The organism is Microcystis sp. M061S2, from assembly GCF_020245605.1.
GTDB lineage: Bacteria > Cyanobacteriota > Cyanobacteriia > Cyanobacteriales > Microcystaceae > Microcystis.
On the sequence record NZ_JADBUP010000102.1, the window covers coordinates 1 to 18,479 of the forward strand.

The window sequence follows — 18,479 nt, forward strand, 5'->3', positions numbered from 1 at the left end:
TCAGGTTGCGAAAGATGTACCACCTCGCATAGAGGAGAGCAATGAGACTGTCGAGGTAGCTTATGACACCATCGACTGGAACGGAGCGGGCCGCGAGTTAGGAGAGGGAATCTATGAAGCCTACGAACCGCAATCCATTAAGATTCACCGTGCAAAACCGCACCCGACACCGCTCGTCCAGTCCGCTGCTATGGCCTCCATTGCGCCACCGAAGCCTACTTACAAGCCACTCTTGCCGAAGCGCGTCATCACAGATGGTCTGTTATCTGATGCACAACTTGAGACAGTTATCTTCGCAGGCAACGCTCACGAGCAGTTCCTCGCAGGTTGGTATCAAATTGACGGCACCCTCGATGAAATGAAGCCAGCGTCAGAACAGACTGAAGGAGCAGTACGGATGCGGCGCGGCTATTTCAATGGTGACGGGACAGGAGTGGGTAAAGGCCGCCAAATTAGCGGATTTCTCCTCGATAATTGGCTTAGAGGGCGTAAAAGGGCAATCTGGATCTCCAAGAATGAGAGCCTCCTCGAAGATGCTCGGCGTGACTGGTCAGCCCTCGGTGGCGATGAGAACCAGATCGTGCCGCAGTCGAAGTTTAAGCTAGGGGAGGCGATCGCCCTCTCCGAAGGTATCCTGTTCACCACCTACGCCACCCTGCGAACCAATGGCAGGGAGGGAAAGGCATCGCGGCTGGAGCAGATTGTAAGCTGGCTCGGTAAAGGAAGTGACGCGCCCATTGTCTTCGATGAGAGTCACGCGATGGCAAATGCAGCCAGTGAGAAGGGAGGGCGGGGAGTCAGGAAAGCATCCCAGCAGGGAATTGCGGGACTGCGGCTGCAACGGGCACTACCCAACGCCCGCATCCTCTACGTTTCTGCAACGGGAGCCACTAAGCTAGAGAACTTGAGCTACCTGGAGCGACTAGGACTTTGGGGAACGACAGATATGCCATTCCGCAGCAGAGAGCAGTTCTTGAGCCAAGTGGGTATGGGTGGAGTTGCTGCCCTCGAAGCGGTGTCGCGGGATCTCAAGGCACTTGGAATGTACGTGGCCCGCTCGCTTTCCTTTGAGGGGGTGCGATACGAGATCATCGAACACGAACTCACTCCAGAGCAGGAGGCAATCTATGACCAGTACGCCGATGCCTATCAGATTATCCACCAGCACATTGGCGAAGCGTTAGCTGCCACCAACGTACTCTCCGAATCGGGTAAGGCGCGTAATGGGCAGGCAAAATCCGCAGCCTATTCTGCCTTTGAGGGAGCCAAGCAAAGGTTCTTTAATCACCTCCTCACCTCGATGAAGTGTCCCTCCCTGATAAAGGCGATTGAGCGGGACTTAGCCCAAGGACACGCGGCGGTGGTGCAACTGGTCTCCACCGATGAGGCACTGCTCGACCGGCGCTTGGCAGAGATACCGACCTCCCAATGGAGTGACCTCCAGGTGGACGTGACTCCCCGAGAGTGCCTCTTTGATTACCTGCGCCATGCCTTCCCCGTCCAGCTTCATGAGGTCTGGACTGACGATGAGGGGGTGGAGCGGACGCGCCCTGTAGTTGATGCAGATGGAAATCCTGTCTTGAGCCGAGAGGCGGTACGCCAGCGCGATGAGCTAATCGAACGGCTGGCACTTCTCCCACCAATCCCTTCCGCATTGGATGAACTGATCCAGCACTTCGGGCACGAGGAGGTGGCAGAAGTAACGGGGCGCAGTAAGCGCATCATCCGCGAAGTTCGCTCTGGAAGCGACCGGCTCGTCCTCCAGCGGCGTAGTGCTACTGCCAACCTCGCTGAGACGGATGCCTTCCAGAGTGACCGCAAACGCATCCTTGTCTTCTCCCAAGCAGGTGGGACAGGGCGCAGCTACCATGCCGATTTGAGTGCTGCCAATCAGCGGTTGCGCCGCCATTACCTGCTACAAGCCGGGTGGCAGGCTGATGTAGCGGTACAAGGACTCGGACGCACTAACCGGAGTAATCAGAAGCAACCACCCGTCTTTTGCGTCATGTCAACCAACGTCAAGGGAGAGAAACGCTTTACCAGTACCATTGCACGCCGCCTCGACTCCCTCGGTGCCCTCACCAAAGGGGAGAGGAAGACCGGAGGGCAGGGGCTGTTCCGAGATGAAGATAACCTAGAGTCCCTCTACGCCAAAGCTGCCCTGCGCCAACTATATGGAGCGATCTACCAAGGGCAGGTTGAGGGCTGTTCCCTGGAGCGGTTCCAGACAATCACGGGTCTGGCGATCGCTACCGAGGAGGGGAACTTCAAGGATGATCTACCGCCGATGTCCCAGTTCCTTAACCGTTGCCTGGCAATGCGGCTTGATGACCAACGACGGCTCTTTGATGAGCTGGAGGTGCGGATAGCCACCAAGGTTGAGGAAGCGATTGAGGGTGGGGTCTATGAAGTTGGTGTCGAAACCTTGCGAGCAGAGAGCTTTAGTATCCTTGAACGAATGGAGATCTACCGCCATCCAACTACAGGGGCGATTAGCTATGCGGTCAAGATTGAGCGCAAGCAGAAGGCTCAGATACTCAGTGGCACGACAGCTATCGAGAGGGCGATTACCCAAGGAGGCATCCTCGCCATCAACGAACGCTCTGAACGCGCTGCCGTAGTGCTGCCCACTAACAGCCGTATGGCAGACAGTGGCGCTCTTATCCGTCGTGTCAACCTGGTACGCCCTAGTAGCAATGAGAAGGTGTCAAGGCAGGACTACGAACGCTCTCACTGGCGTGAAGCACGGCAGGATGAGTTCTTAGCGATTTGGAATGAGGAGGTGGGCGAAATACCCGAATATGTCACTGATACCTTCTATCTCATCACCGGCTTATTGTTACCGATCTGGAACAAACTCGACCCGAGCCACATGAAGATCTACCGCTTGCAAACTGATGCAGGAGAACGGCTGCTCGGACGCATGGTGCCGCCAGAGGTCATGCAATCGGTCGCTGAAACCTTTGGCATGACTTGCCAGCTCACTGCACGAGAAATCTTCCACGCAGCGTGGGAGCGTCAGGAATCGGTACGGCTCACCCAGAAGCTCAGTTTGCGGAGTTGTACCGTCGCAGGGCAACGCCGCCTTGAGATTGTTGGATTCCTCGGTCATAGCGAATACCAGTGGCTCAAGTCAGTGGGTGCATTCGGCGAATACATCCAACACCGACTGAGGGCTTTCGTGCCTGCCAATGAGGAGGCAATCAAGGTAATAGAGCAGGTTCGGCAAGCGGGATAGGACAGGAGAGAGGAGCAGCATCGCTCCCTCCTACCGTCCTTTTTTGCCGCTAGCGCGGTGTTGCTCTACATCGAAAAGGAGCAGAAACCATGCACGTCCGACAGACTATTGAAGCGTTTGGCATACCCTACGTTGAGTATGGTCATGATGAACCAGAAGTAGAGCAGCGCATCTGTATTGAGTTCACACCGCGCACCCACCACCTTGATGATTACGGGATTCCAGAACCCGCCTTCAAATTCTGCGATGAGGTAGCCATGAGACAACAGTATGACCACTGTGGGTCGAACAACATCGACTTCTCAGAGGAACTCGATATCTTCCGCATCTGCGCGATGGAACTCGTTGAGTACCGTAGCCAAAGAGGAGTACTCACCGACGCTCCCTACTGGCGCTATGGCATTCGCTATGCGCGGGGAACGCGAGAGCTGATCTGGTTCGAGGAAGATGAGTTAGTGCGACCCGTGCCGCCATCGGAAGGGGAGTTTTAAGACATCACGAGCGATGAGGATGGATCACTTGATGCTTATGGATAGAAATCGCTATATAGCAAAAAATGGGTTATTTAGGACGCTTTCAATTTTCAAACTCTTATCAGTCAAGGGTTTCAGCGATTGATTGTCCTAACCACCCCGATCTTTGCTATAGGCATCCATATCTATAGTTAATTTTATCCCCTAGTGTAAAAGGAAGACTGGCAATTCTAAGAAGTGCAAGGAGGGACGATCGCTCTTTCTCAACCCGTAAATCCCCGATCCACCAAAACGCGCATGACCCATTCGGAGAGGGTTAGCTGTTCGTTTTGAGCAGCCTCTTTCATCTTCTCTTTAAGTTCGTCTGGGACGCGGATCGTGATTATAGACGTGCGAGTCCCTAACCCCTTGCAATCCACATACTGATTCTTGCCCAAGGGGTTGCCCACATGGCCTTTAGGCGCACCTCTTTTTTTCTCCGTCATCTTTCCTCGCAGGAACTCTTGAATCCAATTTTAGCAAAGTCCATCGTTAGCCAGAGAAGACAAGGTAAAATAATGGCACAGGATACGCAGTGAGGTTTGAGGTTTTTTTAATGCCAAGACAGAGAAAGGTTCAAGAAGTAGTACCAGTGCCAGAAGATGTGCAGGTCGTTGAAGTAGAGTCTGTTCCCACAGAGGTGGTTGTTGAAGAAGTGGGCGAACTCGTGGCTGAAGAGCCACAAGAGCTTTCAGAACAGGAGCAACAGGAACGAGACCGGCTCGAACAGCAGATCGTCAATTCATTTTACCAGGCGGGGATGGCACTGCGGGAGCTGCGAGATAAGCGGCTGTTCCGTAGCACCCACAAATCCTTTGAAGAGTATGCCAAGGCTATCCTCGGATTCACGCGCATCCGCCTCTATCAACTCATGGGTGCTGCTCGGGTCTATGAGAATATCCGACGAAATGTTAACGCGCCGTTAACATCACTGCCCACCACCGAGTATCAGTGCCGCCCCCTCGTGAAACTGAGCGAAAAAGAGCAGATTAAGGCGTGGCAGATCGCCCTGGAGCGAGCGGGAGAGAAGACTCCAACTTCGGTAGCGGTGAGGCAGGCTGTTCTGGAGATTGAGCAGCGGGCAGCTAAGAAAAAACCAATACCGTTTGCGGTCAATGATGTCGTGCGTATTCGCGTCAAAGAGAATCCAGAGTTAGCTGGACTGGGCGGACATCTCGCCGTTGTCAAAGAAGTCAAGTCATTTAGCTGCGTCATTGAATCCGCTTTAGGTGAACGGGTCGTACACCCGCAACATTTGGAAAGTGCCGGTCTCAAACCCGAAGTAGAAGAGGAAACTCGCCAGATCGTCCACCGACTTGCCAATCTCCACGAACAGCGTTTAGAGGATGCTTTGGTCGGGTACTTGCTCCGATATTACGCCATCAGAGAACTGTTAACCGCCGATGAGGAGGAGGTGCTAAAGGTATTAGAGGGACAGGGCAATAGCATGGTGAGGGCTGATGAGAAGACGGAAGAGGGCGAGATTGAGCGGTAACTGAGTACCTTTCGTGGCCAATTAAGAGGCCAATTATGTCCGATTATGTCCAATTAGATCGCTCCTAGTGGATACGGACTACACTCAACGACTCCATTGCACTCCAGGCGCGTTGACGGATGCTAGCGCATCGCTGGGATAGCCATAGCATACCGGAGCAAACCTATGACCCAGTTCATTCCCTGGCACCTCAAATACCGACCCCAAGTCCTCAAGGATCTCTACGGGCAGGAGATCGTGCAGAAGAGCCTGTCCAAACTGATTAGTTCGGGCAAGATGCCTCACGCCTTACTTTTCTCTGGGCCGCGAGGGACAGGTAAGACCTCCACCGCCCGCATTGTTGCGAAGTCTCTCAACTGCCAGGACGGGCCGACACTGTCTCCTTGCGGGGAGTGTCCAGCCTGTAAAGCCATTGAACTAGGCAACAGCTTTGATGTCATCGAAATTGATGCTGCATCCAATAACGGAGTCGATCAGATCCGTGAGTTGATTGCTAGTTCGATGCTCTCCCCCATCCAAGGCTGCTTCCGCACCTTCGTCCTCGATGAAGTTCATATGCTGACGGCGCAGGCGCAGAATGCGTTTCTTAAGACTTTGGAAGAACCAGCACCGAATACCCTATTCGTGTTGGCGACGACGGAGGAACACCGATTACTCGACACCATCACCAGCCGCTGCCTGCACCTGCGGTTCAAACCGATGAGCGCAGGCGATATCGAAGCGAGTCTCACTGACATTGCCCACCGTGAGAGGATTGCCGTAGAAGATGGCGTGTTGCGCGCTATTGCTGCCAGCAGCAGGGGCGGGATGCGCGATGCCATTCAACTCCTCTACCAACTGTCCACCACCAGATCTGAAGGCAAACCAGTCGGCATTGCTCAGGTGTACGAAGCCCTCGGCGACCTCTCCCCGCAACAACTGCAACTCATCGCCCAAGCGATCGCTGGTAAGGATGCTTACAAAGTAGTTGCCTACGCCCAGAAGATTCGCGAACGGAACATGGAGATCTATCGTTGCTTCGAGTCACTCCTCGCCCTCTGGGGGGACTTGATTGCATTGAAGCTGGGATGTTCTAGTGACAAGTATCAGGGCAACAGTTCCTTGCAAGGAACAGACCTCGTAAACCTTGCCGGAAACTTTGAGTTAGAGTACCTCAAGCAGAGCCTCCACTATCTCGAAGATGCAGAGCGGCGCATGGCTACCTCGCACAATAGCAGCCTGTGGTTTCTGACCACCCTGTTGGCACTACTCTGATTGGGGAAATGACACTAGCAATGCTCTACTTAATCACAGGATCGGATCGCTTCCGCGTCCAGGAAGCCACCACCGCCATTCTCAAACAACACCAGGCGCAACGGCAAACCTTCGGAGAGGGGGAATTGAGTGACGCAGTTGCAACGGCGATGACACCCGCCCTCTTTGGCAAGATCGCTGCCGTCTGTACCGCGAAGTCCCTGAAACCAGAGTCCGAGAAGCTGCTGAAGCACGCCAGTCCAGACTTGCCCAATCCGCTCATCTTGGAAGTGGAATCCCTCGACGGGCGGACGAAACTAGCCAAGGCTCTTAAGGCTAAAGCGCAGTGCTATCAATTCGACCTAATTCCCAACTGGGATCGGAAGACACTCTCTGCCGAGGTACTGCGCCGCTCTCGTTTGTTGGGGCTTACCCTGACATCGGATTGTCTCAACTATCTCGTTGAAGCTGTCGGCAACAATCTGGGGCGGATGCAGCAGGAACTCGAACTGCTCGCCACCTATTCTCCTACCATTACCCTCGAAACGCTCCAGGTGCTAGTACCGAACCTCGCCCAGAGTGCATTCCAGATGGCGGACTCACTGCGGACAGGGGATGCTGCCAGCACGATTGAAATCTGTCGAGGGCTTATAGAACGCGGCATCCATCCCCTCGAAATCCTTGGTGCGCTCGCCGCTCAGTTTGAACGCTGGCTCAAGGTCAGAGCGGCACTGGATGCAGGGAAAGCTGACCGCCATGAAATTGCCACCTTCGCCGGAATCGCCAATCCCAATCAGATTTATTACCTGAGCCAAGAGGTTGCGGGCTTAGAATTCGAGTACCTATCGGGGTTCCTAGTCGCCCTGCACGACCTCCAACACCACTGCAAGCGCGGGCTGGAGCGGGAGCGCCTGCCTCTGAAACTCGCAGTGCTGGCGAGCTTCAGAGGCTCCTGATTTCCCCAATCATCTCGCCCCCTAGCGGTGGCATTGCCACAGAGAGCGACAAACCGCCCATAACCATTAATACAGTCGCATAGGGGTAGAAGAAGGTTATGTTATCAGTCTTTGTAAACGGAGCCTGTAGTGGCAATCCGTCCGTTGGCGCATGGGGCTTTATCCTCCAACGCCAAGAACAGACGCTCTTGGAGTACTTCGGCGTTGCTGAGGAAGAAAAGACTACCAGCAACCGCATGGAACTGGTCGCCGTCATCGAAGGAGTAAAGTCAGTCCTCGATTTCCGTACCGACGTTCCCATTCGCGTCTTCAGTGAATCGGGATATCTCAGGAAGACCGTCACCGGTAAGTGGGCGAGAAAGAAGAACGGAGATCTGTGGGAGCGGTTCGAGTGTCTCACTGAGAACCACAACATTGAGTGGAAGTGGGTCGAAAAGCGAGCGAGTTGTGAGCCACACAAGCGAGCCAATTCGCTAACCAAGCTCGCGCTCGAAAGGCGTGAGGCTCTTGAGTCCGCCAAGCGCGTTCAGTTCGACCGCACCGCGCTCATTGCTCCCACACTCCACTTCCTCGCTACCCGCAAAGGTGGGTATGCCAAAGGTGCCCAGCACGAGATCTGGTTTCCAAGCAACCACGTCCTCACCCTGCGCCGCATCGGTGAGACATCGGCCTGCCTGCGAGCCAAGTTAGATGGCGAACGATGGAAGCCGCTCCCGGTCAATCTCAATGTATCGGCGAGTTCCCTTGAACCGACCCTCACCGGAGAGGAGGTGGCTCACTTCCTTGCTGTTGCCAAAAAGCTGGTCATCAAATAGCAAAAGTTCGAGTGAGCGCACAACTTCAGCCGCGTTCGCTCACCATTTCACCTCGCTAGGAGTCGGCGGACGCTTCAATGACTCCACTCATGTTCACATCACAAAGATAGAGGTTTTTAGATATGTTTGAGCAGATAGTTTTAGAAGTATTTCTCTTCTTCGCAATCTTCTCCTTTCTGTGCTGTCTTCAGTATCGTCCAGCACCACAGGAAACGCCAAAGCCAATCGAGCAGCAGATTAAGGAGGCGTTCGCTCTGATGGACGAAACAGCAATCACTCCTGCTGACGCTCCTGTCGTAGAGAGCCAGCCACCAACAGTCGAAACTAACCCAGATATCCAAGACCACTCTTCTGCACCAACTCGCCAGAAATCCACCGGACGGGCGACTAAAAAGGTTGGCAAATCAACCAGCACGGCACATCTGGCAGCCATTGAAGGGATCGATCTCGATAGATTGCCCCTGCGCCCCGCCCGCAAAGTGTGTCAGGCGGTTGGTTTGCCTCAAAAGGTTAGCGGCAAGAACCTGCCCGTCGCCACCCTGCGGCGGAACATCCAAGCTCGGTTACAGGAAGAGCCAGGATTGGTACAGGTTGTCGCAGAGGTGCTGTCGGCTTGAAGGTAGCTGATAGTCACGAGGTTGTTGAAAGGGTTGTTGTTCTTTAGGGGAGTGCTTGTTTGGGCATTCCCCTATTTTTTGTGCGCCAGCTAGGGCGCGAATCTAAAGGGTGAAAGTCCCAAACGGGCTGAAGTGAACTGGTCCGTATAGCCGAATCCAGGGTGTTGTCAGTCGCGATGCGGAATCTGAAAAGGAGGAGTGCGAAAGCCTGGCCGAACACACAGAAACCCGATAATCATTCCCGGGAGTGTTGGCGACTCAGCGATGGATGAGGAAGCCTGCGTTCACTCTGAACACCTAGAGTCTGGGCGACGAAGTCTCGTCGTCCGGTATTGGTGGGGGATGTAGGCTTGCTTATTTTCGTATCGGGAGCTGAATGCCCCCTATGAGCGCAATACCACGAGCATAATCTCTACTTGTCCCCGACGTACGTTGTGGAACCTCGTTATCTGCTGGTGCCTTATCTTGTCGGATGAGCGAGGGGTCGTCAAACACTGCGGAACCTATTGCTCCCAACCCTCCGAACATTGACCCTAGTGCAGGAATTGATACATCAAAACAAGAAACAACAACGTAAGCATTCACACCCGCCACACCTGCACCTGCAACTGCGAGTAAGGCCCGACCAATTCCTTTTATAAGAATACCAAACGAGTTATCCTCATGTCTCAGAATGAGTCCTGTATCGCTCAGGTTAGAACTGCTTTGGGCATTTGCATGCTCTTTGATTTGAGATGATAACCTTTCGATATTTCCTCGTGTTTCTGTACCAAAATTTTCTAACGTAATTTCACTACTGGGTTGTATTTGAACCCGATTTATGAAATCGATCGCAAGAGCATTAGGTAAAGTGTGACCAGGGTAAATTACGGGGTGCATACCAGTAACCAATTCATGCTCGAACGCCAAGAAATTTGGTTCACCAATGTTCTTCATACCCTCTCGGACTTTGTCTAGAGGACACTTGCGCACAAGGGTATCAGCAGATTTCCAGAAGCGGTTTGAAGCCGACAACTTTTCAAGAGCTATGTGAAGCGTATTGGCAGCTTCACCTATTTCGCCAGCATTTAAGTATTTCTGGGTTTTTTCATAGTCTTCTACCAAATTCGCACCATCAGTAAGACCTTCAATCGTCTCAACCTCAACATCAATCGTCTCAATATCTGACATAACGACCACCTGACATTATTTTGATAAACACTTGGGGAGTCTACTCTATTTTAGTGTGTTTTCTTCGGAACGAGCTTGGGTAAAGTTCCCCTCTCTTTCAGCGCGTCCCGGCTAGCGCCGCCCTCATGGACGAACCATCATCATCGAGGTTTATCCATGACACAAACGATCCAACCGACACACCCCAACACCTTCCGCGTCGGCATCAATCCGAAGCTCCTGGAAAAGGCCAGGAATTTCTTCAATGCCAGCCTCACGGACATCTTGAACGAGTTGCTCCAGAATGCGCGACGTGCGGGGTCCACCCATGTGGCGATCGCCTTCAACCCGACAACTATGACGATGACCGTCGAAGATAACGGGAGCGGCATCTTCCGCCACGGCATAGCCATCGACTTAGGCGGCAGTGGTTGGGATGGCGCGATGCAGGCGAGTGAAGACCCCGCAGGCTGCGGGTTATTCTCCCTGGCAAGTCGCACCTGCATCATTGAATCCTGGGGCAAGAAGATCGCCCTCAACGAGCGCAAGTTCTGCGGACAGGAGGACGTGGCGATCGCGCAGGGTGATGACATCCAAGGGACTCGGATCTCCTTTTCCCTGACGGAGCAGGAGGCCAGGAACTATCAAGCGATCGCCCAATCGTGCGCCCTCTACTATCCGCTTCCCGTACTGGTCGATGGGACGGAACTCCCTCGTCAGTCGTTTCTCAAAGACTCGCTCCACCAACACTTGTGGGCAGGGCTTACCCTCGGTGTGGTCGAACATCACTGGAAGAATCAAATCAACTTCCACGGACTGGTCATCGATACACACTTACCCAAGGTGGAGTGGCACTGGAAGCGCACCCTCACTGTATGGATTGACGTTAGCGATTGCCCCGACCTGCAACTGGTGCTCCCCGCCCGCAAGGAGGTTGTCAGAAACCAATTCTTTGAAGATATCCAAAGAGAATGTCACCAAGCTATCTACCAGTACATCGCCCTCCAATGCGGCAACGGAATCCCTCACCAACTGCCCTATCAGGATTGGCTGCGGGCGAAAGAGTTGGGCATTGAACTGCCCGAAGCGGCACGAACCCTCAGCGCATACGCCCCAAGAACGGCAAACCCAGATGATCGGGAGTCAGCGGAAGAGGTATCAGTGGCAGAGCGCGCCATCGTCTTCGATGTCGATTTAGAACCACTGGATGCCCAAGCCTTCTGGCGCGGCTTTGAGAATGCCGGGCTGCCGTACTGCCTCGTCGCTGCTTGGGATAAATACCGAGGGTACTCCTGGTACGAGCAACTTCCGAAACTCTCTGACGTTACGTTTCAGATCCAGCTCGGCGAGCGGGTATTGACTCCCGAAGAGGCAGCCACTGAAGCTGGACACCTAAGACCAGATGGGATCATCGTCACAGCAACTATCGCCCATTCAGACGGCACTAGCGAAACAATCTCGTTCACTACCGATGTAGCCTTCTATGTTGAAGAGGTATTCTACTGGTCTGAAATGGAATGTGTGACACTTTTCGTAACCAAGGGCAGCACCATTGAGGTGGAGTGCCTAGTAGAACTGCTCAAGCAGAGTTTCTTCTATCCGTCCGACGACAGTAGCTCAGATAGCTGGACGACCCAGGAAGAGGATTTCACGGAAGAGGCGACTTCAAGAGCGCACAAAATCCTCTCCTGCGAGGAGGTGGCTCGCCAAGAGCGCATCCGTCTGGTGGTTGACCGCCACCTGCGCTGGCTCTTACCGCGAGACAGAGAGACGGCGATTCGCGTAATGGCAGATGGAGGGGTGGCGGTTGAGTTTCGGGAATAATGTTAACGGCGCGTTAACATTACGAGCAGGCAAGCTGCCAGTTAGAGGGAGCAGCGAGCGAGGGTAGGAGGAAACCGTTTGGTGCAATCCGTCTTTATGTCATAATCGACGGCAGACATACCCGTAATCCCGTCTGCTTAGTGCCATGCCCAAACAGCCCCCCTCTCTTCCTGACAACTACGAAGCCTTTGTTCGAGGGCTTAAAGAGCGCATTCACACCGCTCAAATTAAAGCGGCTCTCGCGGTGAATAAGGAGTTGGTAATGCTGTACTGGCAACTAGGGAGAGACATCCTCCAGCGCCAGGAGCAAGAAGGGTGGGGGGCTAAGGTCATCGACCAACTATCGAAAGACCTCAAACGGGAGTTTCCAGATAACACAGGGTTCTCTCCCAGAAATCTTAAGTATATGCGGGCATTTGCCGAGGCTTGGCGGGATGAAGCAATTGTGCAACAACTTGTTGCACAAATTCCCTGGGGACATAATGTACGGCTGCTCGACATGGTTAAGTCTCCAGAGGAACGCCTCTGGTACGCCCAGCAAACGATAGAGAACGGCTGGAGCCGCAACGTCCTGATCTTGCAGATCGAAACTGGTCTTATCCACCGCTCAGGTCAGGCTGTTACCAACTTCTCGCGGACTCTGCCAAGTCCCCAGTCCGACCTGGCTCAAAGTCTCCTGAAAGACCCCTATAACCTCGAATTCCTCACCATTAGCAAAGATGCCCAAGAGCGAGAACTAGAACGGGCGTTGGTGAACCATATCCGAGATTTTCTCCTCGAACTCGGCATGGGGTTCGCCTTCCTCGGCAATCAATATCCGATAGAAGTAGATGGCAGGGAATTCCGACTGGATTTGCTCTTCTACCACGTCAAACTTCACTCCTACATCGTTGTAGAACTCAAAATGGGCGAGTTTGAGCCAGAACACTCCGGCAAGATGAACTTCTACGTGGCCGCCGTCGATAACATTCTCCGTTCTCCGAACGATAACCGCACCATCGGCATCATCCTGTGCAGGAGCAAGAGCAAGACAATAGTCGAGTATTCCCTCCAAGGGATGGAAGGGCCCATTGGTGTCTCAGCCTTTACACTACCTGCTCCCCTAAATGAAAACCTCCCCACTGTCGAACAGCTTGAAATGGAGCTAAACGCTGTTGAGATGCCGCCCGAAGGAGACTCTTCACCCATCGAGCCATAAACAGAGGTAGTGCTCGTTGCTACATTCAAGAGAGACAAAAGAGGAACTCATTATGGCCATAGAAAAACACATCGCTCTATTGGAAGATATATTGGATGAATGGAAAGATAGAATTGGAAATGATTATTTAGGGTATAAAAACCACGTCTATCGCGTGATTCATTTCTGTTTTGCCTTGCACGACTGTGACATCGAAGACCGAGAGAAGATCATCATTGCTGGCTGTTTTCATGACCTTGGAATCTGGGTGGACAACACCGTTGATTACCTTCCTCCCTCTATTGCTCTGGTAAAAGAGTATCTAAAGCAAAGGAATCTAGAACATTGGAGTCCTGAAATCGAGCTGATGATCGATATGCACCACAAGCTCAGAAAGTATCAGGGCGATCGCTACCCACTGGTTGAGGTGCTCCGCAGAGGCGACTTGGTGGACTTCTCGTTAGGGATAATCAAATCGGGACTGCCTACCTCCTACATCAAGAGCGTCAAAGAGCATTTTCCGAACGCAGGCTTTCATAAGCGACTTCTGCAACTAGCGCTCGGATGGTTTGCTAAGCATCCACTGAGTCCGCCACCATTTATGAAATGGTAGCGCCCGCCATCACGGACTAACTCGGCTAGCGCCGCTCCAGCGCGACATTATGCCGATTAGGATCATGCACAAAACAATACCCGATCCCCTCAAGCTCCTCCTCTCTAAACTGAAGGCGATGGGAGCTACCAAGATTGTCATCGAATACTACGGCGAGGGCGACAGCGGGGACATTGACCCTCCTGAATATGACCCGCCCACTCTCGCAAGGCATATCTCCGCGCAGGAGGAGAACCTACTCAGCCGATTCGTTGGGGAGCGGCTCGAACCTGGCTGGGAGATCGACAGTGGCAGTGAAGGGTGGGTCACCTTTGACTTCACCAACGAGCGGATCGTCCACGTCCACAATTCCCGATATACCGAGTATGATACGACCAAGCTGTGTTGGGATTTCAGCGGGGATGCGGTCGAGAACGATGCTGACATTGAAGAAGAAAGCGATCTAAAGCCGGAAATGCCCATCATCCAACTCCCCTCGACTGTCCATGACTTGAGTAACCTTCTCAATCGAACTGAGACGCAGCGCACCCTGCTACAATTCTGGCTCGACTTCCCCGAAGTAGAGAGCCTGACCTTTCAAGGTAACTTTGAGTACGATGACGAGGGCGGATATGTCAGGTGCATCTCCCTCGCCGATATCTCGTTTGTCAGCGATGAGGCGATGGGGACACTCAGAACAAGGCTGAACCACAGCAATACAGACAGCGATGAGAATCCCGATTGGGAAGAGCTAATCTTCCAGAGTTGCCTACCCGATATCGAAGAGGCTCTCTGGTGCGAGAAACTGGTGCGGCCCGCCCATCTTGAACGGGAGATTACTGCCGTTAACGCCAAGATCCGAGATGCGGTACTGTCAGTAGCCAGAGAGCTGGGAGGACGGGCATGATTGGACTGAGTACAACAGCGATCGGGCAGCGCCCGCTATCTGAATGCCTCGCCATCTATGAGAAACTCAAAGCAGAACTCTCGCTCGACTACCTCGAACTCGCGGTAGGGACCCGCTGTGACCTCTCGCTTATCCCGCCTGACATTCCGCTCGCCCTCCACGACCGCTGCTTGTACGATGGTTCCTACAAAATCCCGTTCTCCATCGCAGAGCCTGAAAGCTGGGAAGAATATCGACAGCGCATCATCGGGCGAGACGTGCGGATCTTCTCGGTACACCCGCCTCGGCGGGGTGAGCTGTCTCTCGACGGGCTTAAACGCCACTGCGATGCTCTTGAAGCGTTGCTTGGGATCCCCGTCTGTCTGGAGGTAATGCCCGCCCCTAATTACTGGCTCTCTGCCGAGGATTTCCGCAACCAGCCCGATGCTCTGTCAGACATCCCTCTGCTGCTCGATATTTCCCACATAAATCTCTGGACAAAGGGACGAGAAGCAGAGGTCAAAGGCTGGGTTGAACGGCTGCTGCCGCAGGCGCACCGCGAAGCGGATCCCTGCGGGATCGCCATTCACCTCTCCCACAATAATGGGCGCACCGACTCTCACGACATCATCCCTTCAGGCATCTGGTTTGAAAAGTATGTAGCAGAATGGAACGCCCGCGGCCTCTTCATCACCTATGAATCCCTGCCGGAAGCATTCGCCAAGTACGAGCGGATGGACAAGCAGCAGTGGAAGAAAAGGAAAGCGCAAAGAAGCGAATAGACCTCGTTTTGACTGCTATTTCCAGGGGCCGGGAGCCTCCCAGGTTGTAACAACTGAATTACGGTCTAAGATGGGGGCAATGAATTCAGCGATCGCCTTCACGACTTCAGGCAGAGAGGTAGCTGTCGATTCTTCGATTACTCTCTTAAAGAAAGCGTTCCATTGTGTTACTTTGAGAGGGTTGTTGGCGAATGTTCCGGTAAGTCCGAGAGGAAGGTTCGTCAACGGTGAACTGCCCCGCCTCTTGAAGGTTGCTTCTATTGCTAACTTAAGCGATTCACACTCGAAGTTAAAGTGCCGCAAGAGATAATAGATGTCGAAGTAGTCCTTCATGCGGGTGTTCTGCATTCCGTGGATGGCCATCGCGTGGAGCTTTTCAGCGATCACCGTCTCCATTCGATAGGCTCTTAGTCTGGGAGCCGGTTGGTCAAGAAGAGTCGGATAAATAACTTCTTCCGCTGGCGGTACTACAGCATCGCCAATACCAATATCGACCTGCAAAGGAAGCCGTGCGGTTCCTAGGTATGCCGTGAGCGTAACTCTGGCTCCGACATATTCATCAAGGGACTTGATCTCTTGAGACTTCACAGATGCTTCGTCAAATCGAAGGCCATCATCTTCGACCTCGAGATGGCAGATATCCCTGAAGGTTTCAGCTAATGCGCTGAGCGAGGAATTGCCAAAACCAAGAAGGTCGAGGTCACGAGTACTTCGATGGGGCATCTCGCTCCACAGGGCAAATAGGGAAGCCCCCTTGAGAACAAACCGAGAAGAATGCTTGGAGCATGATAGACGGTAGAGAAGCCGTTCGACTCCATAGCGGGAGAGGATTAAATTGAACTGCATTCCTCGCTCCCGAGCCAGATTCAAAAGTCTGGCGTGGACTGATGCGGCGACGTTCCTTCCCTCACTCATACTTGAATGGCCTCAACATACGGTCGAATCACGTTAGTGATCCGGCAAATTTCTGAGTATCTCCACAGAGCATCCACATTCATGCGCCGACCAACCCACGCTTCCTTGAGTGCTTCAAGTGCGACATCGAGGCCGATCTTGTTTCGGTACTTGAAACAGTCAGCAATCGTCTTTTCGAGGGAATAGATAGCGACTCTACGTCCTTCGATCTGATGGTACTCAATCCCTGCGCTCAGTGCTGCACCAGAAGCTCGCATGATGTGGAGTGGTGGATAGGTTAGGCGGGGTTTGCGGGCTCTCACGTCAATAGTGATCCATACTTGATGTGGACTCTGGGTTCCAATCCCGTGAAACTGAAGTGCTGAGAGCAGAGACACGACAGCGTGAGGGATGCTCACCGAAACTTCAACCAGAGAATGATGCTCAGAAACTTCGAGTGATGGTAGTTGATACAGTCCCCAACCTGTGCGTTCAAGCATCCCCTTTCCGACCAGTTCCAGAAGCACCGTTCTCGGCGCATTAACATCGCGGGGTCGAATAACCCCGAGTTTCTTTGCCTTTGAGATAATGTGCTTCTCGTAATTCATCCTTCTATAATACAATATGTTGCTAGTTATTTACAAGTATCAACATATTGTATTACTTCCTGCTTCCTATGTAACGAACATCTTGAATTTACTCACCTTAACCTTATGTATCAACTCTCAGACCGCGACAAGGCGACCATCTTTGCCGCCCTACGCCACTGGCAGGCCACAGTGAACGCTGACGAACGGAATGCGTTCCCTCACTTTGCCGAGGACATCGAGCCTCTCTCGGATGAGGAGATAGATGCCCTCTGCGAACTGATGAACACAGAGACGGTTGCTTTGAGCCAATAGACAAGGCTAGCGCCACTATCTCTGACCTTCTCGGAGTCAGATACCGTGATTTATACAGCAAGCTACTTCGAGCCACATAACCACCACGGCTCACGTATTTCAATCTCTCGCTCCGAACCGCACAAGATAGCAGTGGATGAGAAACTCGCTATCTTCGTGCCGGAGCAGAGAATTCTGTCTGACTACAAACGCGGGAGCATTGACATAGAAGGCTACATCAATCGCTATCGAGAACAGATGCGCCGCTCATTTCCACATATCCGTGCTTGGTTGGACAGCCTCGACCCCAGTGTTGATATGACACTCCTGTGTTGGGAGAAACCCGGTCAATTCTGCCATCGAAATCTGGCGATCGCTTTTGTTGAACGTTACCGGCTGGATTGCTTCGGCGGACGGGACATTGCCCATTGAGGCACTGGTGGAGGATGCGGATAGATATTACGTTCCGCATCTGCTTCCTAAGAACTCGCTAGCGCGAGAGGACTCGAGCAAATCACTTGGAGGACTCTCATGTCTCAGAACAACAAGACCACAGCTAACATCATCAACTCCGTTACCTTAGTGGGGCGGGCTGGAAGCAACCCTGAAACCCGCTACTTTGAATCGGGCAGCATTGTTACGAAAGTCAATGTGGCAGTACGCCGACCAGGGAAGAATCAAGACCCTGATTGGTTCCCCGTCGAAGCATGGGGCAAACAAGCTGAGGTTCTGGCTAACTATGTCACTAAGGGCGACCAAGTTGGCGTTATTGGTGAACTGCGCTTCGACCGCTGGACGGACAAGAGCACTCAACAGGAACGGATCAAGCCGGTCGTCCGTGCCATTCGCATCGAACTGTTAGGAAACAGCAAGGGTACTACTGCTGAAGCTCTTCAGGGACAAAACCAAAATTCACCCAACATGGATAGCCTGGAGGACATTCCGTTCTAGCGCGTACCACAGAGGCGGGGGCAATCGTCCTCGCCCTTACCCGAACTAGCGTTCGCATAAGTTGCATACACCTAGGAGACATTCATGAATTACGCACATTTCAAAGCTCGCGTTCGCACCGTTGAAGAAGGCAAAGAAGGGCTCCTCACGGGCTTGCTGACAATCCAGTACTTGAATGGCACTGAGGCAAATGGTGCAGTGGCAGGAGCTGTCACTTTGCCCTATGAAACCTCGGGGCGAGCAGCCGAAACCATTCGAGATCGCTGCGCTGAAAACTACCTTCTTGTGGAGGGCGCATTGCGAGTCGAACCACCAACCACCGATGCTCCCAACCATAGCGTGTCACTGAAGATATTTAGTGCCGCACCAATGGAACCTCTGCCAGTGAAGGCGGTGGCTATGGCGGCTTAAGGAATCACAGCTCTTTCCCTACCAAGAGAAAGGGCTGTTTTTTAATTAATTTCTGACTAATAGTGA

General features: G+C 53.0%; 20 protein-coding genes. 16 read left to right on the forward strand and 4 right to left on the reverse strand.

Features of this window, described 5'->3' with window-relative positions; genetic code table 11:
- The first annotated feature begins 142 nt into the window (after positions 1-142).
- Together IM475_RS17320 and IM475_RS17325 are read left to right on the forward strand one after the other, a co-directional pair.
- A complete protein-coding gene (locus tag IM475_RS17320; protein ID WP_287728564.1) occupies positions 143-3,238 on the forward strand; it encodes a strawberry notch family protein in 3,096 nt (1,031 codons plus the stop codon).
- An 89-nt stretch (positions 3,239-3,327) separates the two neighbouring features.
- Positions 3,328-3,729 (forward strand): hypothetical protein, encoded by a 402-nt coding sequence (locus IM475_RS17325; protein ID WP_287728475.1) that lies wholly within the window; start codon positions 3,328-3,330, stop codon positions 3,727-3,729.
- Between the two features lie 245 nt (positions 3,730-3,974).
- Here the strand turns inward: IM475_RS17325 and IM475_RS17330 are convergent, their stop codons facing one another.
- Positions 3,975-4,196 (reverse strand): YlcI/YnfO family protein, encoded by a 222-nt coding sequence (locus IM475_RS17330; protein WP_287728478.1) that lies wholly within the window; start codon positions 4,194-4,196, stop codon positions 3,975-3,977.
- A gap of 146 nt (positions 4,197-4,342) precedes the next feature.
- On the opposite strand from IM475_RS17330, the gene IM475_RS17335 reads away from it, so the two are divergent.
- From IM475_RS17335 to IM475_RS17355, 5 genes are all read left to right on the forward strand, one after another.
- A complete protein-coding gene (locus IM475_RS17335) occupies positions 4,343-5,245 on the forward strand; it encodes a hypothetical protein (RefSeq protein WP_287728480.1) in 903 nt (300 codons plus the stop codon).
- A gap of 165 nt (positions 5,246-5,410) precedes the next feature.
- Complete coding sequence (dnaX, locus tag IM475_RS17340) at positions 5,411-6,499, forward strand: DNA polymerase III subunit gamma/tau (RefSeq protein WP_287728481.1); 1,089 nt, start codon at positions 5,411-5,413, stop codon at positions 6,497-6,499.
- A gap of 8 nt (positions 6,500-6,507) precedes the next feature.
- Positions 6,508-7,434 carry a DNA polymerase III subunit delta gene (gene holA / locus IM475_RS17345; RefSeq protein ID WP_287728483.1) on the forward strand — a complete coding sequence of 309 codons (927 nt, stop codon included), beginning with the start codon at positions 6,508-6,510 and terminating at the stop codon, positions 7,432-7,434.
- Positions 7,435-7,532: 98 nt separating this feature from the next.
- Positions 7,533-8,249: an RNase H family protein gene (locus IM475_RS17350; protein ID WP_287728485.1), complete on the forward strand. Its 717-nt coding sequence runs from the start codon at positions 7,533-7,535 to the stop codon at positions 8,247-8,249.
- A gap of 122 nt (positions 8,250-8,371) precedes the next feature.
- Positions 8,372-8,866 carry a hypothetical protein gene (locus tag IM475_RS17355; protein WP_287728486.1) on the forward strand — a complete coding sequence of 165 codons (495 nt, stop codon included), beginning with the start codon at positions 8,372-8,374 and terminating at the stop codon, positions 8,864-8,866.
- 354 nt (positions 8,867-9,220) lie between these two features.
- On the opposite strand, the gene IM475_RS17360 is transcribed toward IM475_RS17355, so the two are convergent.
- On the reverse strand, positions 9,221-10,036 hold the full coding sequence (locus tag IM475_RS17360; RefSeq protein WP_287728487.1) for a hypothetical protein: 816 nt from the start codon (positions 10,034-10,036) through the stop codon (positions 9,221-9,223).
- A 156-nt stretch (positions 10,037-10,192) separates the two neighbouring features.
- Here IM475_RS17360 and IM475_RS17365 point away from each other — a divergent pair, with 156 nt between their 5' ends.
- The 5 genes from IM475_RS17365 (at position 10,193) to IM475_RS17385 (ending at position 15,276) form a co-directional block, all read left to right on the forward strand.
- Positions 10,193-11,839 (forward strand): hypothetical protein, encoded by a 1,647-nt coding sequence (locus tag IM475_RS17365; RefSeq protein ID WP_287728488.1) that lies wholly within the window; start codon positions 10,193-10,195, stop codon positions 11,837-11,839.
- 145 nt (positions 11,840-11,984) lie between these two features.
- Positions 11,985-13,037 carry a PDDEXK nuclease domain-containing protein gene (locus tag IM475_RS17370; RefSeq protein WP_287728489.1) on the forward strand — a complete coding sequence of 351 codons (1,053 nt, stop codon included), beginning with the start codon at positions 11,985-11,987 and terminating at the stop codon, positions 13,035-13,037.
- A gap of 52 nt (positions 13,038-13,089) precedes the next feature.
- Positions 13,090-13,629: a hypothetical protein gene (locus tag IM475_RS17375; protein WP_287728490.1), complete on the forward strand. Its 540-nt coding sequence runs from the start codon at positions 13,090-13,092 to the stop codon at positions 13,627-13,629.
- Between the two features lie 64 nt (positions 13,630-13,693).
- The gene (locus IM475_RS17380; RefSeq protein WP_287728491.1) at positions 13,694-14,515 is read left to right on the forward strand and encodes a hypothetical protein; all 822 of its coding nucleotides are present in this window, start codon (positions 13,694-13,696) and stop codon (positions 14,513-14,515) included.
- Positions 14,512-15,276: a hypothetical protein gene (locus IM475_RS17385; protein WP_287728493.1), complete on the forward strand. Its 765-nt coding sequence runs from the start codon at positions 14,512-14,514 to the stop codon at positions 15,274-15,276. The genes IM475_RS17380 and IM475_RS17385 overlap by 4 nt, the downstream gene beginning before the upstream one ends.
- 15 nt (positions 15,277-15,291) lie before the next feature.
- Here the strand turns inward: IM475_RS17385 and IM475_RS17390 are convergent, their stop codons facing one another.
- A complete protein-coding gene (locus tag IM475_RS17390; RefSeq protein ID WP_287728494.1) occupies positions 15,292-16,122 on the reverse strand; it encodes a nucleotidyl transferase AbiEii/AbiGii toxin family protein in 831 nt (276 codons plus the stop codon).
- A 65-nt stretch (positions 16,123-16,187) separates the two neighbouring features.
- Positions 16,188-16,778: a type IV toxin-antitoxin system AbiEi family antitoxin domain-containing protein gene (locus IM475_RS17395; RefSeq protein ID WP_287728495.1), complete on the reverse strand. Its 591-nt coding sequence runs from the start codon at positions 16,776-16,778 to the stop codon at positions 16,188-16,190.
- Between the two features lie 105 nt (positions 16,779-16,883).
- Here IM475_RS17395 and IM475_RS17400 point away from each other — a divergent pair, with 105 nt between their 5' ends.
- The 4 genes from IM475_RS17400 (at position 16,884) to IM475_RS17415 (ending at position 18,413) form a co-directional block, all read left to right on the forward strand.
- Positions 16,884-17,072 (forward strand): hypothetical protein, encoded by a 189-nt coding sequence (locus tag IM475_RS17400; RefSeq protein ID WP_287728496.1) that lies wholly within the window; start codon positions 16,884-16,886, stop codon positions 17,070-17,072.
- Positions 17,073-17,204: 132 nt separating this feature from the next.
- On the forward strand, positions 17,205-17,483 hold the full coding sequence (locus IM475_RS23185; RefSeq protein WP_502865764.1) for a DUF488 family protein, N3 subclade: 279 nt from the start codon (positions 17,205-17,207) through the stop codon (positions 17,481-17,483).
- Between the two features lie 99 nt (positions 17,484-17,582).
- Positions 17,583-18,002: a single-stranded DNA-binding protein gene (gene ssb / locus IM475_RS17410; protein WP_287728498.1), complete on the forward strand. Its 420-nt coding sequence runs from the start codon at positions 17,583-17,585 to the stop codon at positions 18,000-18,002.
- Positions 18,003-18,086: 84 nt separating this feature from the next.
- Positions 18,087-18,413: a hypothetical protein gene (locus tag IM475_RS17415; protein WP_287728499.1), complete on the forward strand. Its 327-nt coding sequence runs from the start codon at positions 18,087-18,089 to the stop codon at positions 18,411-18,413.
- The last annotated feature ends 66 nt before the right edge of the window (positions 18,414-18,479 follow it).